Source organism: Pragia fontium DSM 5563 = ATCC 49100, from assembly GCF_900112475.1.
GTDB lineage: Bacteria > Pseudomonadota > Gammaproteobacteria > Enterobacterales > Enterobacteriaceae > Pragia > Pragia fontium.
The window spans coordinates 305,048-324,441 of sequence record NZ_FOLW01000003.1 but is presented as its reverse complement, the minus strand read 5'-3'; the positions used below and the strand labels follow the sequence as shown (position 1 = coordinate 324,441).

19 protein-coding genes and 1 tRNA gene are annotated in these 19,394 nt (G+C 46.4%); 6 read left to right on the top strand and 14 right to left on the bottom strand.

Going from position 1 to position 19,394, the window contains the following annotated elements; translation table 11 throughout:
• Positions 1-25: 25 nt before the first annotated feature.
• Genes BMZ28_RS07120 through BMZ28_RS07100 form a run of 5 tightly spaced genes read right to left on the bottom strand, consistent with a single transcriptional unit; the run spans position 26 to position 3,711 of the window.
• A complete protein-coding gene (locus tag BMZ28_RS07120) occupies positions 26-2,095 on the bottom strand; it encodes a heavy metal translocating P-type ATPase (RefSeq protein ID WP_074821888.1) in 2,070 nt (689 codons plus the stop codon).
• A gap of 8 nt (positions 2,096-2,103) precedes the next feature.
• Complete coding sequence (locus tag BMZ28_RS07115; protein WP_047781827.1) at positions 2,104-2,418, bottom strand: YtxH domain-containing protein; 315 nt, start codon at positions 2,416-2,418, stop codon at positions 2,104-2,106.
• Positions 2,402-2,719: a magnetosome protein MamC family protein gene (locus tag BMZ28_RS07110; protein ID WP_232036563.1), complete on the bottom strand. Its 318-nt coding sequence runs from the start codon at positions 2,717-2,719 to the stop codon at positions 2,402-2,404. Before BMZ28_RS07110 ends, BMZ28_RS07115 begins: the two co-directional genes overlap by 17 nt.
• Entirely contained in the window at positions 2,709-3,365 is a 657-nt protein-coding gene (locus tag BMZ28_RS07105; protein ID WP_248296097.1) for a hypothetical protein, read from the bottom strand. Before BMZ28_RS07105 ends, BMZ28_RS07110 begins: the two co-directional genes overlap by 11 nt.
• 13 nt (positions 3,366-3,378) lie before the next feature.
• On the bottom strand, positions 3,379-3,711 hold the full coding sequence (locus BMZ28_RS07100; RefSeq protein ID WP_047781829.1) for an HMA2 domain-containing protein: 333 nt from the start codon (positions 3,709-3,711) through the stop codon (positions 3,379-3,381).
• A 260-nt stretch (positions 3,712-3,971) separates the two neighbouring features.
• On the opposite strand from BMZ28_RS07100, the gene BMZ28_RS07095 reads away from it, so the two are divergent.
• Positions 3,972-4,340, top strand: coding sequence for an HMA2 domain-containing protein (locus BMZ28_RS07095; RefSeq protein ID WP_074821883.1), 369 nt, complete (start codon positions 3,972-3,974; stop codon positions 4,338-4,340).
• A 153-nt stretch (positions 4,341-4,493) separates the two neighbouring features.
• Here the strand turns inward: BMZ28_RS07095 and BMZ28_RS07090 are convergent, their stop codons facing one another.
• On the bottom strand, positions 4,494-4,943 hold the full coding sequence (locus BMZ28_RS07090) for a hypothetical protein (protein ID WP_047781831.1): 450 nt from the start codon (positions 4,941-4,943) through the stop codon (positions 4,494-4,496).
• 154 nt (positions 4,944-5,097) lie between these two features.
• On the opposite strand from BMZ28_RS07090, the gene BMZ28_RS07085 reads away from it, so the two are divergent.
• Positions 5,098-5,331, top strand: coding sequence for a DUF2594 family protein (locus BMZ28_RS07085; RefSeq protein WP_074821880.1), 234 nt, complete (start codon positions 5,098-5,100; stop codon positions 5,329-5,331).
• A 77-nt stretch (positions 5,332-5,408) separates the two neighbouring features.
• Here the strand turns inward: BMZ28_RS07085 and BMZ28_RS07080 are convergent, their stop codons facing one another.
• The gene (locus BMZ28_RS07080; RefSeq protein WP_074821878.1) at positions 5,409-6,377 is read right to left on the bottom strand and encodes a TerC family protein; all 969 of its coding nucleotides are present in this window, start codon (positions 6,375-6,377) and stop codon (positions 5,409-5,411) included.
• A 749-nt stretch (positions 6,378-7,126) separates the two neighbouring features.
• Here BMZ28_RS07080 and BMZ28_RS07070 point away from each other — a divergent pair.
• From BMZ28_RS07070 to BMZ28_RS07060, 3 genes are read left to right on the top strand one after another with little or no spacing between them, the layout of a single operon-like run.
• Positions 7,127-7,867, top strand: coding sequence for a gluconate 2-dehydrogenase subunit 3 family protein (locus tag BMZ28_RS07070; protein ID WP_074821873.1), 741 nt, complete (start codon positions 7,127-7,129; stop codon positions 7,865-7,867).
• Between the two features lie 3 nt (positions 7,868-7,870).
• Positions 7,871-9,655, top strand: coding sequence for a GMC family oxidoreductase (locus BMZ28_RS07065; protein WP_047781836.1), 1,785 nt, complete (start codon positions 7,871-7,873; stop codon positions 9,653-9,655).
• 9 nt (positions 9,656-9,664) lie between these two features.
• Positions 9,665-10,987, top strand: a complete 1,323-nt coding sequence (locus BMZ28_RS07060; protein WP_074821870.1) for a c-type cytochrome — start codon at positions 9,665-9,667, stop codon at positions 10,985-10,987.
• 80 nt (positions 10,988-11,067) lie between these two features.
• Here the strand turns inward: BMZ28_RS07060 and BMZ28_RS07055 are convergent, their stop codons facing one another.
• The gene (locus tag BMZ28_RS07055; protein ID WP_074821868.1) at positions 11,068-12,123 is read right to left on the bottom strand and encodes an NAD(P)-dependent alcohol dehydrogenase; all 1,056 of its coding nucleotides are present in this window, start codon (positions 12,121-12,123) and stop codon (positions 11,068-11,070) included.
• Positions 12,124-12,464: 341 nt separating this feature from the next.
• Here BMZ28_RS07055 and BMZ28_RS07050 point away from each other — a divergent pair, with 341 nt between their 5' ends.
• Positions 12,465-13,370, top strand: a complete 906-nt coding sequence (locus BMZ28_RS07050) for a LysR family transcriptional regulator (RefSeq protein WP_074821865.1) — start codon at positions 12,465-12,467, stop codon at positions 13,368-13,370.
• 72 nt (positions 13,371-13,442) lie between these two features.
• On the opposite strand, the gene BMZ28_RS07045 is transcribed toward BMZ28_RS07050, so the two are convergent.
• The 6 genes from BMZ28_RS07045 to BMZ28_RS07020 form a co-directional block, all read right to left on the bottom strand.
• A tRNA-Gly gene (locus BMZ28_RS07045) sits at positions 13,443-13,516 on the bottom strand.
• A gap of 92 nt (positions 13,517-13,608) precedes the next feature.
• Complete coding sequence (locus BMZ28_RS07040; RefSeq protein ID WP_074821860.1) at positions 13,609-14,349, bottom strand: class I SAM-dependent methyltransferase; 741 nt, start codon at positions 14,347-14,349, stop codon at positions 13,609-13,611.
• Between the two features lie 192 nt (positions 14,350-14,541).
• Positions 14,542-16,584, bottom strand: a complete 2,043-nt coding sequence (locus tag BMZ28_RS07035; protein ID WP_047781841.1) for a hypothetical protein — start codon at positions 16,582-16,584, stop codon at positions 14,542-14,544.
• A 640-nt stretch (positions 16,585-17,224) separates the two neighbouring features.
• Positions 17,225-17,728: a DNA starvation/stationary phase protection protein Dps gene (gene dps / locus BMZ28_RS07030; RefSeq protein ID WP_047781842.1), complete on the bottom strand. Its 504-nt coding sequence runs from the start codon at positions 17,726-17,728 to the stop codon at positions 17,225-17,227.
• Positions 17,729-18,112: 384 nt separating this feature from the next.
• Positions 18,113-18,463, bottom strand: a complete 351-nt coding sequence (locus BMZ28_RS07025; RefSeq protein ID WP_047781843.1) for a DUF1937 family protein — start codon at positions 18,461-18,463, stop codon at positions 18,113-18,115.
• Between the two features lie 134 nt (positions 18,464-18,597).
• Positions 18,598-19,377, bottom strand: a complete 780-nt coding sequence (locus BMZ28_RS07020; protein WP_074821857.1) for a DeoR/GlpR family DNA-binding transcription regulator — start codon at positions 19,375-19,377, stop codon at positions 18,598-18,600.
• Positions 19,378-19,394: the final 17 nt, after the last annotated feature.

Here is a 19,394-nt window from a genome sequence, read left to right as displayed (position 1 = left end):
CACCCGGTGGCGACAACCTAACCCGTTACTTTCGTGCCGCCAGTGAACGCAACAGAACGCCAATAGTGGTTCCATTATGCAATAGTGCACTCAAGGTTGGAGACAGTCGTCCCATAGCCGCCGCCAGCATAATACCACTGTTGATCCATTCGGTGAGCTTAATGTTACTGTTGACCAATGCCATGGCTTCAACCGCCAACTCACGGGCCACCACTACCCCATGCAGGGAATCTTGTAGCAATACCGCATCGGCAGCTTGCTGAGCCAGTTCGGTGCTTTGATTCATCGCCAAGCCGACATCAGCCTGAGTCAATACCGGTGCATCATTTACCCCATCACCAACAAACATGACGCGACATCCCTGCTCTTGCAGGCCTTGCACGATAGACACTTTGCTTTCTGGTGAGGCTTCCGCAAAGAACCGATCGATATCCAGTTCCTTCGCCATTTGTTCAGCTTTATGCTGCTTATCGCCGGTTAACAGAATAACGTTGTTAATACCCAGCTCGCGCAGTTGATGAATCACCTGAGCGGCTTCATCACGCACGTTATCTTGCAAACCAATCATGCCGACCAATTGTTCATTCAGACTGATAAACAGTAAATGACGCCCCTGTTCTTCCAGCTCTTCGATTTGTTCACTGAATGGCGCAAAATCAATATGGTAATGTTCACGCAAGAAGTGTCGACTGCCGATCACCATACGGTTGCCATCCAGCTCAGAAATCAAGCCATGAGCGATAACATACTCCACTTCGCCGTGGTTAATATGCGGTAGTTCATGCTGTTGGGCTGCACTAACAACGGCTCGAGCCAGAGGGTGATTGCTGTGTTCTTCAACCGAAGCGGCAATCGCCAACAGGCGCTTCGCCCAGGTTTTCTTCGGTTCAAAACTAACCACGTCCGTTACCAGCATATCGCCATAGGTCAAGGTACCGGTTTTATCGAACACCACGGTATCAATACCCGCCAGTTGTTCAATCGCCCGCCCACCTTTTAACAGCAGGCCGGAAGTGGCGGCTTTGTACATCACCGATTTAAAAGCTATTGGCGTACTTAGTTTTAAGGCGCAAGAGTAGTCCACCAGGAATACCGAGGCCAATCGATTCCAGTCGCGGGTCAATGCAAATACCCCTGCCCCGGCTGCCAAGGTAATCGCTACCCGGCGGTCGGCCATCTTCTGGGTAACCTGTTGCGTTTCGCTGCGCTGGCTAAGGGATTCGGTGATAAAACGGCGAATGCTGGCGGTAGAGGATTCATCGCCCACTTGCTCAGCGCGAACGGCAATATTGCCATCCTGCACCTGAGTACCGGCAAATACCCAAGCCCCTGCTTCACGACGTACCGGCACACTTTCGCCGGTCATGGATGCCTGATTAATTAAGCTGACACCTCGCAAGACCGTGCCATCAGCCGGAATATTATCTCCCGGCCCCAGCAACATTACATCACCATTAACCAATTGTTCGCTATTGATTTCCTGGCTTTCGCCGTCTCTCTCAACCCAAACCGCATGATTTTGTGGCTGCATCAACTCTGACAGCAATTCATCAGAATGACGGCTGGTTTCTTGTTCGAAATATTCACCCAGCGTTAGCAGCGACTGCGTAAGCATCGCGGTGCGGTAATCACCACGGGCAATCGACAGGCTTAGCGCTAGCGCATCCAACACCTCAACCTTTAACTCACGATGACGTAATGAATCCACACCTTCCGCTACGGTCGGTGCAATCAGCGCAATCGCCGGTAATGCCGCCCAACGTTTGGGCAGAAACTGCGTTGCCGCCAACCCGACTAAATTCAGCAGATTATCGCCGCCGCAGTATTCCGGCTCATACTCACTTTCCGTCGCCAAAGACCAGTCAATGCTATTTAGATGTTCGAGTAACCGCTGTTCATCGGTTTTTTGGCGATCGTAAGTCAGTACCGCTGAAGCGGCGGCCGGGCGCAAACGCACGGTTTTAACGCCGGTAAAAGCCAACAGCTGATTTTTCAACCAACCGGCATGCTCCTGCTGCTCACGCAGTCGGATTATGCGTACTCTTAAACGGCCGGGAAGCGAATGAACCGGTTTAATACAATATTGAGTCGTCATCAGCGCAGTTACTCGCTATCCCGATCTTTCTCGCGATAATAATCCAGCTCAGCCTGCACATCTGCCAAACGCTCTTTTAGCTCTTCAACTTCACCGCGCACCGCTCCCCAGGCTTTATTGGCCGTAGCACCAATGCTTTTCTGTACATGACGGTTAGATAACAAATAGGCCACGGCGGCACCGGCAACAATACCGGTAATCAGATGGGCGCGGCCATTATCAGCACGGTAAGGGGTTTGAGGCGCCTGCTGATCCATTGTAGAAGGGGCGGCATAAGGAGAATAATAAGGATAATAGTAATAGGGATTATTCGGCTGTTTCATCTGAGCCTCTCTTATTCATGGCGTCTAACAAATATAAGCCTGCCGCTCCGGCACTCAGCACAGTCAGCAAAGTTAATACCGGACGACCCGCTGTCGCGTTGGCAACTGTCATGGCAGCCCCACTGATAAGACCCGCCTTGGTAGCATCAATCAGTACTTTACTGGTTGCTTGCTCAATGGTTTTTTCGCCGTTCTGGTAACGACGCCATTGCTCAACGCCAGCAGCTGTTGCACCCACCAGAGCCCCGGCAATCAACGCTCGACTGGCGGGATTTAAACGATCGCTGTTATTACTCATCATCTGCTCCGGTATCGTTATTGCCATGACGATGGCGTTCTACTGAATCCTGAAAGCTCTCTTTACCTGCCTGAACCGTATCGCGGAAAATCGCGCTGCCGGTCATCACGTTTTCTTTAACACTACCTGCGGTACTCTCTGCCGCATCCTTCACCTTGCTACCGCTGCTTTTCAGCAAATCACCAGCATTGGCAAACGTTTGTAGCAATGTGTTGCGGACACTTTCATTACCTAAAATTAGCGCTGCTGCTGCACCAATCATGGCGCCTTTCCAAAATTCTTTATCATCGACACCGATAGTGCTGATGATTTGTTTTAATAGACCAGCCTGTTCACCCATCATCCCTTCTACCATGCCTTGCGCCTGACCGGCCCAGTCAAAACCGGATAACGGCTGTTGCGCTGCCGGTTGCTGGAATTGAGGCTGTTGAGGCATTGGGTATCCCATTGGCGGCTGCCCATACATAGGATTCCACATTGGCGGATGAGGCGGCCACATCATCGGTGGCATTTGTTGCATTTGAGGCTGTGCTGCTTGCATCTGTTGCTGAGGATAAGGTGGATAATAAGGATAACCGTAAGGCCCGTATGGCGGCATGCCTTGATATGCCGGCTGCTCTTGATCGTTACTGGTATTATCTTTGCTCATACTGCATTCCTCGTTATTGGGTTTCTGCCGGCGAGATAATTGGCAAAATTTGGGTTAACGCCTGTTGAGCGAGTTGATCGTCATCACCAAACAGCTGATCCAGTAGCATTGGTGGTAAACGTTTAGCATCGTACTCTAATAATAGACTGCCGGTATCGGTATTCAGGGTATAACTGCGTAAACAATTATCTTTGCCGCAAAGTTCGTCCAATGCAGACAGTTTACTTTTACCTACGCTGGCGACCAGTTTATTGGTAAAGCGCAAACGAATACGGCCGGGAATATGGTGAGCTAACTCAACAAAACGACGCAGCATCATTAGCCCACTGAAACTATCAGCACTCATTACATATCCTAAAATGATTTATTCCGCAGAAAAAGGCAAAGCGGGTTAATTTTTTGTTAGAGCTATCATATGACGTGACCCAATGATTTTAAACACCTAAAAATAACTGATTTAGTGTGAATCACATTTATCACAAAAAAATACATAATGTTGTTATTTTCTTGTGATAACGCGCAGCAAATTGTGCAATAAAAATACTAGACAGCCCACAAACCTTAATGTAAATTATTCTCGTTATCTTTATCATTCAGGTGGCCATTATGAGTAGTCCGTACATTCATCAAACACAAAATCGCGTGCGTATTCGTTCCGATTATATTCAGCATCACGCGGCTGAAGTCAGTGCATTGATTGAAAAACTTGAACAGGTGCCTGGAATTAAAGAGATTCAATACCGCCGCTATGCCGGTTCGGTAGCAATCCGCTTTGATAGTCATATTCTTTCAGCGGCCGCATTACTGGAAACGGTAGAAAGCTACGGCTGGCTGGAGAACGTTGAAGAACGCGATTTTATCAATAATGCCGTTCGTCTGGGAGCTAAAACCCTGTTAAAAGGCATTGCCTTAACTACATTGAAGCGTACTTTAGGCGGCTCTTTAGTTAGCGCCGTTGCAGCATTTGCCCGATAAGCTACCCTGTTTACCTATACACCTCGTTAATGTATTGCCATTGGGCATAGATAAACCGGGTGTTTTTATTTATCCCTGCCAGATACGCTTTTCTCTATCTCGCTTCCGTACTCAAAGCGCCGCCATCAACGTCTCTTAAACTCATACGCCCTATCAGGCAAAACGTTTAGCCGCGCACTGACAGATACCACCGCTGCGGGCCGGGCAACGCTTACAGGGAGGGGATTTAAACGGCAGGCGTAATATTGCCGGGGTCGCCGCAGTATTGGGATTCATGCGCGCCGAATTAATATGGGGAGTTACCCCTCTGGCGCCAGAAGATTTTGTCGGCATCACTTCGGTCACAAAGCCACCGTGCTCAAACCAATCAAGTAGTGGCTTTAACGGCTTAGTGACTTCAACCAACACTGAACCCACCACCTGCTGTGAAATTTCGCTCCAAATAGAATCGGTAGCAACGCCGGTAGCCGGATGCTTATGATGAACAGGTAACACGGCCGGGCGTGAAAGGTGCTGTAACGCACGATCTCCCGCTTTATTTTTGCTTCCGTGCTTAGCCGCTTTCTTACGCAATTTCTTCAGGGCTTTCAGGGCTGATGACATGGTCAGGTCACTCGCAAATAATAATGAGAATAATTATCTATCCTATTTGCCATTTTTTCAACGCTTTTACACCAAGGAAGCTCACGTCTCGGCAAATACTTTGCTACCATATGCCAAATTTTAAATCGTCATAGATATCCATATAGGACAAATCATGAACAATATCAATTTTCCAACCAATGCCAAGCTTGAAGAAATGGCTAATGAAATTTCCGGCCTGAAGGCGATTATGACCTTGATGCTAATTGCGATGGGTCAGGCAGACTCTGGAAAAGTGGTTCTTAAAATGGAAAAGCTGATTGCTGAGCATCCGGATCAAGCACAGGCTGAATCCTTCAAAAACATTGTCCAGCAAATACGTCAGGCTTACCGCCAAGAAAACTGCTGATAGATGTCCCAATTTAAAAGCCCCGGTCTGAATAACAACCGGGGCTTTTTTTATTTTATCGACATCAACAAAGGTAACTATTGTTCAAGACGCTTATCGTGACGGTAGTTAACCCAAGCGTTAATCACCAGCGTAATCAATAAAATACCGCCAACCGTACCAAGAGAGATAGCAATCGGAATATGGTAGAAATCGACAATCAGCATTTTGACGCCGATAAACGCTAAAATAATGGCCAGACCATACTTCAACATCGAGAAACGTTCAGCCACGTTAACCAGCAGGAAATACATCGCTCTAAGACCAAGAATAGCGAATAAATTTGAAGTCAGCACAATAAAGGGGTCGGTGGTCACGGCGAAAATAGCCGGAATACTGTCCACCGCGAAAATCACATCGCTGATCTCCACCAGAATCAACACCAGAAATAGCGGAGTGGCGTACAGTAAGCCGTTACGGCGAGTGAAGAAACGTTCCCCCTCCATCGTATCGGTCATACGCATACGGCTACGGATCCACTTGATCATCGGCTTATTACCGATATCGCTATCATCATCCTCTTTGGCCAATGCCATTTTGATACCGGTAAACAACAGGAAGGCACCGAATACATAAAGTATCCAGTCAAACTCAGAGATCAGCCAGCTACCAGCAAAAATCATGATGGTACGCAGGACAATCGCCCCCATCACACCATAAACCAGCACGCGTCGCTGCAATACCACCGGAACAGAGAAATAACTGAATAACATTAACCAAACAAAAACGTTATCCACTGCCAACGCTTTCTCAATTAGGTAACCGGTGATAAACGCCAATGCTTGAGTATCGGCCACCTGCTGGCCAGCGGTTCCCTTTAGGTACCACCACAAACCCAGCGCAAACAATAAAGAAAGGCTAACCCAGATAAGCGACCACGCAGCGGCCTGTCTGAATGACATCGCGCCGCCTTTTTTCTTGTTCTGACCGTATAAGTCGATCAGCAGCATAATCGCGACAACAACAATAAAACTACCCCATAACAAAGGGGTTCCAACAGTATTCATCTAGCATCTCCTGCGGTTTTTCAGCCATCACTGGCCGCTGTTTGAAAAAACATATTGACGATTCAAAGCATAGCCAGCGCACCGAAAAACCTAACCTTCAGACATAAAAAAACGGCAAACGTCGGAAAACGCTGCCGCTAATTTAGCTAGCTATAAGCGCACCTCGCCTTCCGGCAAGGTCTCACTTACAACCTGAAGGTTGCCTGGTAACCGGATGTATTGCATACATCGTATTGACGATTAGCCAGCGTAGAAGTTACTCCCCTTTGCGCCGACAAAGATACGTGATTGCAGGTACAAACGTCAAGAGGAAGATAGCATCTATATGCATGACGTGTTTAATAAAGACAAAAAAGTTGCGACGAATAAATTTCGGCTCACCATATTTATCAATCTAAAAATATTTCAGCTTACTTTTCCACTGATTAATCTCACTATTTATCGTTTATTTTATTTTCTCCCTGCACTAAAAGTGCCGTCCGGCGGGCATTTTTATCAAATATGTCTTATTCTTTTAATAGAGGCTTTTATTGATTACCTCATCTCTTCTTATCTCTTCTTATGCTGCAGTTTGCACTCGCTACCCTTAGCCTCCTTCATATAAGACATCAGTACCATTTAACCATTATTCCAATAAACATCCTGTAATAAACAATCCAAACCTATAACTCACGATAAATATGCCTATCGTATGGAATTAAAAATGAAAATCGGTTTAAGAATTTGTCATTTTTTGGGGGATAATATCTATGAATGAAAAACATACTGGTAATTCACGCAGAGATTTCCTTTTAAAAACCATCACATTAGTTCCCGCAGTTGCTCTTGGCAGTACCGGGATTGGCACATTAGCCGCACCGCTTAGTACCCAGGCCGCAGCAAAAGAGCAAACCGCTCCCCCTCAACCAACCCGTGACTATCAACCTACTTTTTTTACGCCAGAAGAATTCGCTTTTATTAAAGCCGCGGTCTCGCGTCTGATCCCACAGGACGATCGCGGCCCCGGTGCTCTGGAAGCAGGCGTACCGGAGTTTATCGATCGCCAAATGCAAACCCCTTATGCCTCTGGAGCCAACTGGTATATGCAGGGGCCTTTTCACCCGGAGTCCGATCCCGCGCTCGGTTACCAACTGCCGTTACAACCTCGAGAGATCTACCGCCTTGGTATTCACGAAGCCAATCAATATGCCAGAAACCAGACCGGCAAGCTGTTTGCCGAGCTATCCACCGATCAACAGGATCAACTGTTGATGCAGTTTGAAGCAGGTAAAGCCGAGTTTCAGCAAGTGCCCAGCAAAATATTTTTCTCAGCGCTGTTACAAAACACGCGCGAAGGCTTTTTCAGCGATCCTATCCACGGCGGTAACCAAGGATTGGTGGGCTGGACATTAATCGGCTTTCCCGGTGCCAGAGCGGACTTTATGGACTGGGTTGAGCGTAATGAAGCCTATCCATTCCCACCGGTATCCATTCGCGGAGAAAGGAGCTAAACCATGGCAAACGTAATGAAAAAAGTGGATGTCGTGGTGGTCGGATTCGGCTGGACGGGTTCCATCATGGCCAAAGAATTAACCGAAGCCGGTCTGTCCGTCGTGGCTCTGGAACGCGGCCCAATGCGCGATACTTATCCTGACGGCGCTTATCCTCAAGTCATTGATGAACTCACCTACAATATTCGCAAAAAGCTGTTTCAAGATCTGTCCAAAAGTACCGTCACTTTACGCCATAGCACCGGTGAAACCGCGGTTCCCTATCGCCAGCTTGCGGCATTTTTACCGGGAACCGGTACCGGCGGTGCAGGCCTGCACTGGTCGGGGGTTCACTTTCGCGTCGACCCGATAGAATTGCACTTGCGCAGCCATTATGAGCAACGCTATGGCAAAAGCTTTATTCCCGACGGCATGACCATTCAGGACTTCGGTGTCAGTTACGAGGAACTTGAACCCTTTTTTGATAAAGCGGAGAAAGTCTTTGGTACCTCCGGTACCGCTTGGTCGATCAAAGGACAAGTTGTGGGTAAGGATAAAGGAGGCAATCCATTTGCCGCCGACCGTTCGGACAACTTCCCGCTACCAGCGCAAATGCGCACCTACTCGGCCCAACTGTTTTCAAACGCTTCAGAAGCCGTTGGCTACCACCCTTACGATTTACCCTCCGCCAATACTTCTGGCCCCTACACCAATCCTTATGGGGCGCAAATGGGGCCGTGTAACTTTTGCGGCTACTGTAGCGGTTATGCCTGCTATATGTATTCCAAAGCATCCCCTAACGTGAATATCTGGCCAGCACTCCGTCAGGAGCCTAAATTTGAGCTGCGGGCCAATGCCAATGTACTGCGCGTCAACCTGAGCGATGATAAAAAGTTAGCCACCGGCGTGACCTATGTTGATGCCCAAGGCAACCAAATAGAACAACCGGCCGATATCGTTATTCTGGCTGCTTTCCAGTTCCATAATGTGCATCTCTTACTGCTGTCAGGCATTGGTAAACCGTATAACCCGATCACCAACGAAGGGGTTATCGGACGCAACTTTGCTTACCAAAATGAAACCTCGATTAAAGCCTTTTTCGATAAAGACGTTCATACCAATGCCTTTATCGGTGCCGGTGGTGCAGGCGTCGCGGTGGATGACTTCAATGCCGATAACTTCGACCACGGCCCTTACGGCTTTGTTGGAGGCTCGCCATTTTGGGTCAATCAGGCAGGAACCAAACCCATCTCTGGCCTACCGACCCCACCGGGCACGCCGGCCTGGGGCAGTAAATGGAAATCAGCGGTAGCCGATGCTTATACCCACCATCTGTCGATGAATGCACACGGAGCGCATCAATCCTATCGGGTGAACTATCTGGATCTGGATCCCAATTACAAAGATATCTACGGTCAACCGCTGCTGCGCATGACGTTTAACTGGCAGGAAAACGACATCAAAATGTCGCAGTTTATGCACCAGCGGATGGAAAAAATCGCCCAAGCGATGAATCCTAAACTGATTAGCGGCTCAGCGAAAAAACCGGGTGAAAAATTTGATTCTACGGTTTACCAAACCACTCACCTGAATGGGGGGGCCATCATGGGGGAAGATCCCCATACCAGCGCCATTAATCGCTATCTACAAAGTTGGGATGTACATAACGTTTTTGTCCCCGGAGCCTCCGCCTTTCCTCAGGGATTGGGCTATAACCCAACCGGGCTGGTTGCGGCACTGACTTACTGGTCAGCTAAAGCGATTCGTGAACAATATCTGAAAAACCCGGGCCCACTGGTGCAGGCATAAGGAATAAACATGAAAAATTTACTTCCAGCCCTGTTCTGCGGGGTAATCAGCTTCAGCACGTTAGCTCAGCAGGCTAACGATAGCGATCTCATCAAACGCGGCGAATACTTGGCACGCGTCGGTGACTGTGTGGCCTGCCACACCAGTAAGGGCGGTATTCCATTCGCCGGTGGATTGCCGATGGTCACTCCGATTGGCACCATTTACAGCACCAATATCACCCCGGATAAGGACACCGGCATTGGTAACTATAGCTTTGAAGACTTCGATCAAGCAGTACGCCATGGAGTGAGAAAAAGCGGTGAAACCCTCTACCCGGCGATGCCCTATCCCTCTTATGCCATCGTCACCGAGCCAGATATGCGGGCGCTGTACGCCTACTTTATGCAACAGGTTGAGCCGGTTTCTCACGCTAATAAATCAAGCGATATTCCATGGCCTCTTTCCATGCGCTGGCCACTCTATTTCTGGCGCGGTATGTTTGCGCCCGACGTTAAGGATTTCGCCGCCGAGCAAGGGGAAGATCCACAGTTGGCACGCGGTCGCTATCTGGTGGAAGGTCTTGGCCACTGCGGAGCCTGCCATACGCCACGCAGCCTGACCATGCAGGAAAAAGTACTCAGCAATAAACAAGGAGATGATTATCTGTCCGGCAGTAACGCACCGGTTGATGGTTGGGTCGCGATTAACTTACGTGGGGATAACCAACAGGGACTTGGTCGCTGGAGCGAAGAACAGCTGACTGAATTTCTACTTACCGGCCGTAACGATAAAACCGCGGTATTTGGTGGCATGACCGATGTGATCGTACATAGCCTGCAATACCTCACCACCGAGGATGCGACGGCGATTGCGCGCTATCTGAAATCACTGCCGGCCAAAGATCCCACTCAACCGCCATTTACACCAGATGACACCGTCGCGAAAGCTTTATTGAAAGGTGATGACAGTAAAACCGGGGCGGCAATTTATATCGACAACTGTGCCGCCTGCCATAAAACCGATGGGAAAGGTTATTCACGCTTCTTCCCTCAGCTACAGGGAAATTCGGTGGTACTCACCGAGGATGCGACTTCACTTATTCATATTGTTCTGACCGGCAATACCCTACCCGGCGTGCAGGGAGCACCGTCATCCATCACCATGCCTGCTTTTGGCTGGCGTCTGAACGACCAACAGGTTGCCGATGTCGTGAACTTTATTCGTTCCAGTTGGGGGAACAACGCATCAGCTATCACCGCGAAAGACGTTGCTAACGTGCGTGAAGATAAAGATGTGATTCGCGATCCGAAACTACTGGGCAGCCAGAATGTGGAGCAATTACTGAAGTAACGACATGAATCATATGGGCCCCGATGAATACCGGGGCTCATATTGAACCAGCATGAGCGAGAATAAATCAGATAATCCGATTATGCCTTCAGAGAGGCCATATCAATCACAAAACGATATTTCACATCGCTGTTCAACATACGTTCATAAGCCTGATTAATCTCTTGCATATTAATCAGTTCAACGTCTGCGGTAATATTATGCTGACCACAGAAATCGAGCATATCCTGCGTTTCCGCGATCCCGCCAATACATGAACCCGCGACTGAGCGTCTGCCTAAAATCAACGGTATGGTATTTAACATTGGAGAGAGATCCCCCAAATAACCAACAAATACCAATGTGCCATCCAAATTCAGCGTCGGCATATAAGAGTTAATATCATGAACATAAGGGACGGTATCGATGATCAGATCAAACTGCCCTTTTACCGTAGCCATTTGAGCTTCATCAGTCGAGAGCACAATATGATGAGCCCCCAAACGTCTGGCATCTGCCTCTTTATCTGCGGAACGGGTGAATAACGTGACTTCAGCTCCCAGAGCGTTAGCAAGCTTCAGCGCCATATGACCTAAGCCACCCAGACCAACAACCGCGACTTTACTGCCTTGCCCCACATTCCAGTGGCGCAATGGAGACCACGTCGTAATGCCAGCACACAATAACGGCGCAGCCGATTTGAGATCCATACCATTCGGCACTTTCAAAACAAAATCTTGCGAAGCCACGATTGATTGAGAATATCCGCCATAGGTGGGCCGATGATCGTGACGATCGATACCATTGTATGTCAGTACGCTGCCTTGCTCACAATACTGTTCCAAATCATGTTGGCATGGCTGGCATTCCCGGCAAGAGTCGACCATACAGCCAATACCGGCAAAATCCCCCGGCTTAAATTTTGTCACATCTGTACCAACCGCAGTCACGCGACCAATAACCTCATGGCCGGGCACCATAGGATAGACGCTTCCGCTCCAGTCACTACGCGCCTGATGGAGATCGGAATGACAAACGCCACAATAGAGAACCTCCATCACAACATCGTCAGGACGAGGATCCCGCCGGGTAAACTCAAAGGGTGCCAAAGGCGCTTCCGCTGACTGGGCTGCATAGCCAAGCACTTTTATTGTCATCTTGTTGCTCCTGTATCATCAATCCTGATTACGATTAAAAACCTGAGTCCGATCGTTCTGACTCTATTTCTGGCATAGCTCATTGATTTATTAGCGTGAAAGAACGTTGTTTACGACCAGCCGACAGCAAATGGCCCGCCATAAATTATTCCGCAGCACTGTGGCAATAAAAGTTACCGCCATTCTTTTAGCAGCACTAGCCGGATAAATGCGCAAGAAGCTATGAGAAAAATTCATGAATCCATGAGAAAGTACCTATGCTACCTTTGGCTATCCAGTGAAAGGCCATAGATTCACCACACCGTCAAACCGCCATAAACAACGTCGCAGCAGGTACCGAAATGTTAAAAGAAAACTTCAACGACTTAATTTCATTCCTTGCTGTGGCCAGAGAAGGCAGCTTTACCCGAGCAGCAGCTAAATTGGGAGTATCCCAATCAGCGCTAAGCCATTCAGTACGTAGTTTGGAAGAACGCCTGAGTATTCGGTTATTAACCCGAACCACGCGCAGCGTGGCCCCTACTGAGGCCGGGGAAAAACTGGTTAATAGCCTGGAGCCACGCTTTGCTGACATTGAAAGTGAGCTTAATGCCTTAACTGAAATGCGCGATCGACCAGCGGGCAATATTCGCATTACCGCCGGTGAACATGCCGTTGATTCAGCACTCTGGCCGGTATTGAAAACGTTCCTTGCTGATTACCCGGATATTAACGTTGAAATCACCGTGGATAACGCCCTTACCGATATTGTCAGCGGTCGTTTTGATGCCGGTATCCGCTTTGGGGAACAGGTTGCCAAAGATATGGTTGCGGTGAGAATCGGCCCGGATATCAGCTTCGCCGTTGTTGGCTCCCCGGCTTACTTTAAAACCTATGGTATTCCACAAACGCCTCAGGAATTACAACAACATCGCTGTATTAATACGCGCTTACCAACCATGGATAGCCTCTATGCTTGGGAGTTTGAAAAAGACGGTCGGGAGCTCAAAGTACGGGTTGATGGCCAACTTACCTTTAACTATTCTCGGCAACAAATCGACGCCGCCACTCTGGGACTTGGCCTATCGTTTGTTCCGGAAGACACGGTAAACAGCGAACTGGCAAGCGGCCAATTAGTCCGTGTACTTGAAGAGTGGTGTCCACCATTTTCCGGTTACTATCTTTATTACCCCAGCCGGAAACAGCACACTACCGCTTTTTCTCTCTTGATTGATGCATTGCGTTATCAACAACACGTGCCCTTATGAGCAAGAATAGCTGGGGAGTTCGCTGTTTTGTGAGTAACAAAGAAAATAATCGAATAGATAACAGAATAATTCTGGAGCGGGTGAAGGGAATCGAACCCTCGTATAGAGCTTGGGAAGCTCTCGTTCTACCATTGAACTACACCCGCGTTAACAACATGAGAATTAACCGATTAATTATAGCGCTGAATGTCTTTCGGAGAAAACAAACAATTCAGGTTAATTCATCATGCTCATCAACTTACTTACCCAACGGCTTTTGCGCCGACAGCAGAAAAATCATCGGCCGCTCTTTCTCTTCGTCCAGCGCCGGGCTGTCCTGAATCTGCTGTTTGCTTGGTCCCCATTCATTTAAATGAGTAATCACAAAGCCCTGCTCAATCAGCATATTGAGATAAGTCCCTATCATACGATGCTGCTTAACGATGCCTTCGGCTATCCAGTTAATCACTCGCTGTCCTTCAGCCTGATAACCGTTTATCGGCCAGGATTTCTGTCCCTGCTCATCAACCAACCAGTCAGGTTGTTTCGGCGCGGTATAAATTGGATGTTCCGCTGAAAAAATCAGATAACCACCGGGAAGTAATGACCGATAAACCGTCGCTAACAGCCCAGACAGATTTTCAATATAGTGCAGCGTCAGCGAACTATAGACCAGATCATAGGTATTTTCTGGCAGTTGCAGATGTTCCAAATCCCCCTGTTGATAGGTAATTGCATCATCTGCCGTCATCTCTCTGGCTTTATTCAACATCTTCTGTGATAAATCGATGCCCAATACCTGAGCTGCCCCTTGCTCACGAGCGCTGCGGCAAAACCAACCGTAGCCACAACCTAAATCAGCAATATTAAAGCCGGCCATATTCGGTAACATGTCGCAAATCGCAGGCCATTCTGGCGCACCTTTTAAGCCATTTACCGAACGACTAAGCTGTGCATAGCCATCAAAAAATGCCTTATCGTCATAAATATTTTGCGCCATCTTGGTTCCTTAAAATAAAAATCGGATAAATTGATCGGTAAATAACACGGTAATTCTACTGCGATATATTACGAAGAAAAAATAAATACGTGGTTAGCCACTTATTTTAGTCCAAAAAAATATCCCGCTACACATCGCAGCGGGATATATTTATTCAGTCTTAGTTATCAGTAAGTGACTGTATAATTAACCTTAAGCATAAAGTAACTGTTCTGGTTCTAAATTGAAGCCACCGGTAACAATAATATTCAGGTCGTTATTCACCGCTAAGTGTAAGTCCTTACCTGACACGTTGACATCCAACAGTTGATTCACATCCTCAATGCCCAGTTCTGTCAGGCGAATTCTATCACCCTCTTTCGCGCTAAAATCAGCGATGGTTGTAGTACCGGTACTGCCCTGACTAAAGTTAAATACGTCAGCACCACCGCCGCCATAAAGCTGATCATTACCGCCGTTACCGGTTAACAGATTATTCCCGTCATCACCGATCAAAACGTCATCAAAACGAGAACCAATAAGGCCTTCAATTTCAAATAATAAATCACCTTCGGCATCACCGCCGCTATTAATATTCTTGCCTTCCTCATCCACTCTGAGCATTCTGCCATTATCCAGCCTGACCGTAACGCCAGCCTCGGATTCGCTGTAATCGGCGATATCAAATCCCATGCCGCCATATAACGTATCAGCACCCGCTCCGCCAACCAGAATGTCATTACCGGCACCGCCAAACAGCGAGTCATTCCCTTCGCCACCGTACAGTTTATCGTTACCCAGGCCACCCACCAGAATATCATTGCCGCCATTGCCAACCAGCACGTCATCACCATCACCGCCGATCAGATAGTCAACGCCATTCTGACCAACAATCACGTCATCACCAGCGCCACCAAATGCCCAGCCGGAAACGTCCATGGTGTCATCGCCATCGGTTCCTTCCGCAATCGCCTCATAGCCAACGACGTTGATACCTGCTAATCCATTTTCTGTCACGGAGTACGCGCCACCGGCGTTAAATTGAACATTTTCAACCGAAACCAGATCGTTTACCGAGCTGGCATTGACGATAAACAGATGCCCATCCTGAGTACGAGCAATAGAAAACTGACTCAGCTCGCCAGCTACTTCAACGGTGTCATTACCTGCTCCGCCGTCGACGGTGTTATGACCAAAACTAACGCGGAACCGATCGTCACCTTCAAAGCCTTCTAAGAAGTCATCGCGAATGCCATCCTGTAACAGGTCAGCGTTCTCACTCCCCAAGATAAAGGCGGATTGACCAAAGTGATTAGATGACGCGGAGGCTTTATCTGAAACCCAAACTTTATCTCTTAACTCATCAGAGAGTCCGGCAATAACGATAGGCGAGTTTAAATCCATCTGCTCATAAAACGCAGACTTAGAAACTTGCAATAAAGACTTATAGGCCATCGGCATATGCGCAGACCATGACGGGAAGTTTAAAATAGAAAACTTACCGTCTGGATAATTATCCGCCGCATAAAAGTCATTATAAATGACCATATTATTTGTTGCGCCGTTCAGCTCTGGATAAACACCTTTCAGCTGTAGGCCATGGCTGTCCGAAATAACCCGATGAACAGGATCATTCTCATAGCCAATATTCAACACCGAATCCTTCTCTTCATACACATAGGCCGCAGCAAAACCAATAAACTCAGAGTTTTCATAAAACCCATTCCAATTGTCATGACGCAGTGCTGCCATGCCATTCACCGCCGCGCCACCCAAGCTATGCCCGGTAACCAGAACGTCTTCCCCGCTCAGGCCATTTTCTGTCGCATAATCAGCGATGGTCTTAAAGAGTTTATTAAATGCTTTCTTTGGATAGTCTTTATGATTAAAAATTAATCCCAGATCTGACTTAATATCCGAAATGGTATTAATCTGTCCCCATAAGCCCTGAGAACGCGTACCCGTGCCGTGAAAGCTGATGCCAATTTGCTGGAGTGTGCCGGAATCATCAAAACGACCTAAAACTTCAGCCTCAGCCCCTAAGGTTTTAAGTCGTTCTCCCAGATAGGTGCCACTTTTATCAACCTTACCTGAATAACCAATTTCATTTGGCGTTAACAAGCGCCAGCCAGCATCCGACAAGCTTTGCTTCGCGATCGCTTCTTCCTCAGCACCTGACTGATTGTAGCGAATCATATCATTAGCCGTTTGTACCAAATGCCGTCCATCTTTGCCTTTATAATCGTATATAGCCATTATCAACCTTCTACTTTTTATAGGAATATAAAATATGTCAGGCCTGTTATTCCCTCCATTTTCCTATGGAAGAAATAAAACAAACCACGAATAGAAATAGAATATTTTTAAAAAATTAATGCAGAACATTCGGTAGAAGAAGTTATAAAACACCATCAATAAAAACAATAAGAAAAATAGCCAAAAGAATAAATTATCTATAAATAAATATTAAAAAATGACGCTGATATATTAATAGATGTTTATCAAGCCAAAGAGACTCGTTATTTTCTCAAGAAACATTAATATTTCCATTTAAGCAAATTGAATTTAAATGACTTTCTCAATAACTCACTATCGATTCTGCCAATTCCCTTGGCACTGCGACGTAACATGGAAGAAAACATGAATCTTAAAATTTTTATTTTCAAATAAATATCAAAAGACCAGACAAGCTCACTATGGAAGAATTTATTATATTAAACACATCGTGATGGCTGACGTTTATAGATTAAATAATAATGCTTAAAGAATATTTAATTCTACTTAGGCTTGAATAAATTAATGCTAAATATCTAAACACTTGTCTATAGATAATAAAAACCCCGCTGACGATAGCGCCAGCGGGGTTAAAAAACGTCGAGTTATTGTCTGGTTGGGCTTAGACTAAATGAGCCTCAATAAACCACAGGAACTTATCCAAATCACGTGAAGCTGCGGTAAACATATCAGCCACGTCTTCATCTTCAGCTTCTGTAATCGCTTTACGCAGTTCATTAGCAACGGTGGCATAACGATCCGCCAGCTCTTTTAAGTGATCGGTTACGCTGAAAATATTGGTTGGATAAGGTTTTAACGAGCTGGTTGCTTCTATCGCCTGTAGCGTCCCCATTGCGGTACCACCAAACTGCACCACACGTTCTGCGAAAGTGTCCTGATGATCCAACAACACATCACGGAAACCATCAATCATTTCATGAACGCTGATAAAGTTTGCACCTTTCATATTCCAGTGCGCTTGCTTGGTAACCAGAGCCAAATCAGCCAGTTGAGCAACCATATAGTTCAATGCTTTAATGGAAGATAATTTGACGCTGTCTTTTACATCATTACGAGTAAACGCTAATTTAGAATCTTTAGTTTTTAGTGATTTAACTGTACTCATTATCCGAATCCTCATTGTTATTTAACATTGAAGTGCTTCTTAATATGAAATAAGTATAACACCATGAAAATATTCTACAGATAGTATCTACCTATTATAGATATAGGCTACTGTTTTCTTCATTAATTTAATTTACTACTTATTTTAATGGGGAATAATGGGAAGGAAATACCTGACATTTGAATATAAACAATGATTATTTATGCCATCTCTATATTTTTCTATACCTCATATAAAAATTAAATAATTCATGGTAAACATCCGCCACGCCAGTCTTTGCCTCTTAAAAAACGCAAGAAAGCACCCAATGGCACCCTCTTGCTTAGACAGATACAACGATTTTCTCCAGCATATGCATGCTGCAAATTAAGCGGTAATTAGTGATTATAATTTATGTTCCGCGGCAAAATCGTCATAAGTCCATACCTTACGATTGCGTGATTTAAAATATTCAATCTCATTTGCCACACCGCTGCTTTCATCCCAGCCAGGTAGCGTCAGAACAATTAACTCATCACATTTCGCCATAAACGCTTCATCAATGGGGGCCCATCTGATTCTTCTATCCATCTTGGTCGCCAGCACATTCATCGGATGTGACATGGTGATTTGGCTGTATACGGCATAACCTGCCATGGTTAACTTGGTGGCGGCCGAAGTACAAAGATCAAAGCGCTGCTGAACAATCTCCTCATCCGCATGAGAGTAAGGGCAGGCAATAAAGTAGAGTTTCATCGTTTCGTCCTTAACTTAAACATTAAATTCATTAATATAGCAATATCATTAGGTTATTATAAAAATCTAATAAATATAGATAACATTGAATAAAGCTATATCACTATAGCTTTATTCTCCGTCAATAAAATAAATCACCGATTATCTTCAGCATCAGCGAAAATAATTTTCGTCTTTTTATTGGCTTCGGTAATTTTTATATCTCTACTGGTGGTAACAAGAATATCAACATTCTCCCAACCGCTGACTAAACTTATTGCATGCTTATTAGACTTAGTGGAGTCAGCCAACACAATAAGTTTGTCACTGTTTTCCATCATCTTTCTTGCAACGGCCGCTTCATCAATATTCTGATTCATGATGCCCTTATTGGCATCAATCGCCCCCACACCAATCACCGCGTAATCCGCTGAGAACTCACCAATATTCTTCAGCGTAATAGCCCCCAAACAGGCAAATTTGGAGCCACTAAACTGTCCGCCAATCAAAATGGCATCAATGGTCATATTTTCCTGCACAATACCGGCAATCAGAGGTGAATTGGTAATCACCGTCAGCCCATCAATATTTTTCACCTGCTGAGCAAATTCCATGGTTGTGGTACCGAAATCAATCAACAAGGTATCGCCCGATTTAATAAACTCAGCGGCCTTCATGGCGATGGCTTTTTTCTCATCCGCAGCCAGTTTAGCGCGCTCACTAAAGTCACGTTCAAACTTTGACTGAATATTTACCGCCCCACCATGCACTTTTTTGAGTAGCTTCTGAGACTCTAACTTGGTCAGATCGCGACGGATAGTCTCTTGTGCCACATTAAACTGCTCAGCTAAATCATGAACAAACACCTGCCCATTAGAAAACAGCTGTTCAAGAATAGCCTGATGTCGCAAATTACTCGGACGTCCTTCAGTCATAACCAAATACCCTTAAG

Excerpts from the sequence above, each read along its gene's own strand:
- BMZ28_RS07120 (WP_074821888.1), bottom strand. The coding sequence starts at position 2,095 with ATGACGACTCAATATTGTATTAAACCGGTTCATTCGCTTCCCGGCCGT.
- BMZ28_RS07115 (WP_047781827.1), bottom strand. The coding sequence starts at position 2,418 with ATGAAACAGCCGAATAATCCCTATTACTATTATCCTTATTATTCTCCT.
- BMZ28_RS07110 (WP_232036563.1), bottom strand. The coding sequence starts at position 2,719 with ATGATGAGTAATAACAGCGATCGTTTAAATCCCGCCAGTCGAGCGTTG.
- BMZ28_RS07105 (WP_248296097.1), bottom strand. The coding sequence starts at position 3,365 with ATGAGCAAAGATAATACCAGTAACGATCAAGAGCAGCCGGCATATCAA.
- BMZ28_RS07100 (WP_047781829.1), bottom strand. The coding sequence starts at position 3,711 with ATGAGTGCTGATAGTTTCAGTGGGCTAATGATGCTGCGTCGTTTTGTT.
- BMZ28_RS07095 (WP_074821883.1), top strand. The coding sequence starts at position 3,972 with ATGAGTAGTCCGTACATTCATCAAACACAAAATCGCGTGCGTATTCGT.
- BMZ28_RS07090 (WP_047781831.1), bottom strand. The coding sequence starts at position 4,943 with ATGTCATCAGCCCTGAAAGCCCTGAAGAAATTGCGTAAGAAAGCGGCT.
- BMZ28_RS07085 (WP_074821880.1), top strand. The coding sequence starts at position 5,098 with ATGAACAATATCAATTTTCCAACCAATGCCAAGCTTGAAGAAATGGCT.
- BMZ28_RS07080 (WP_074821878.1), bottom strand. The coding sequence starts at position 6,377 with ATGAATACTGTTGGAACCCCTTTGTTATGGGGTAGTTTTATTGTTGTT.
- BMZ28_RS07070 (WP_074821873.1), top strand. The coding sequence starts at position 7,127 with ATGAATGAAAAACATACTGGTAATTCACGCAGAGATTTCCTTTTAAAA.
- BMZ28_RS07065 (WP_047781836.1), top strand. The coding sequence starts at position 7,871 with ATGGCAAACGTAATGAAAAAAGTGGATGTCGTGGTGGTCGGATTCGGC.
- BMZ28_RS07060 (WP_074821870.1), top strand. The coding sequence starts at position 9,665 with ATGAAAAATTTACTTCCAGCCCTGTTCTGCGGGGTAATCAGCTTCAGC.
- BMZ28_RS07055 (WP_074821868.1), bottom strand. The coding sequence starts at position 12,123 with ATGACAATAAAAGTGCTTGGCTATGCAGCCCAGTCAGCGGAAGCGCCT.
- BMZ28_RS07050 (WP_074821865.1), top strand. The coding sequence starts at position 12,465 with ATGTTAAAAGAAAACTTCAACGACTTAATTTCATTCCTTGCTGTGGCC.
- BMZ28_RS07040 (WP_074821860.1), bottom strand. The coding sequence starts at position 14,349 with ATGGCGCAAAATATTTATGACGATAAGGCATTTTTTGATGGCTATGCA.
- BMZ28_RS07035 (WP_047781841.1), bottom strand. The coding sequence starts at position 16,584 with ATGGCTATATACGATTATAAAGGCAAAGATGGACGGCATTTGGTACAA.
- dps (WP_047781842.1), bottom strand. The coding sequence starts at position 17,728 with ATGAGTACAGTTAAATCACTAAAAACTAAAGATTCTAAATTAGCGTTT.
- BMZ28_RS07025 (WP_047781843.1), bottom strand. The coding sequence starts at position 18,463 with ATGAAACTCTACTTTATTGCCTGCCCTTACTCTCATGCGGATGAGGAG.
- BMZ28_RS07020 (WP_074821857.1), bottom strand. The coding sequence starts at position 19,377 with ATGACTGAAGGACGTCCGAGTAATTTGCGACATCAGGCTATTCTTGAA.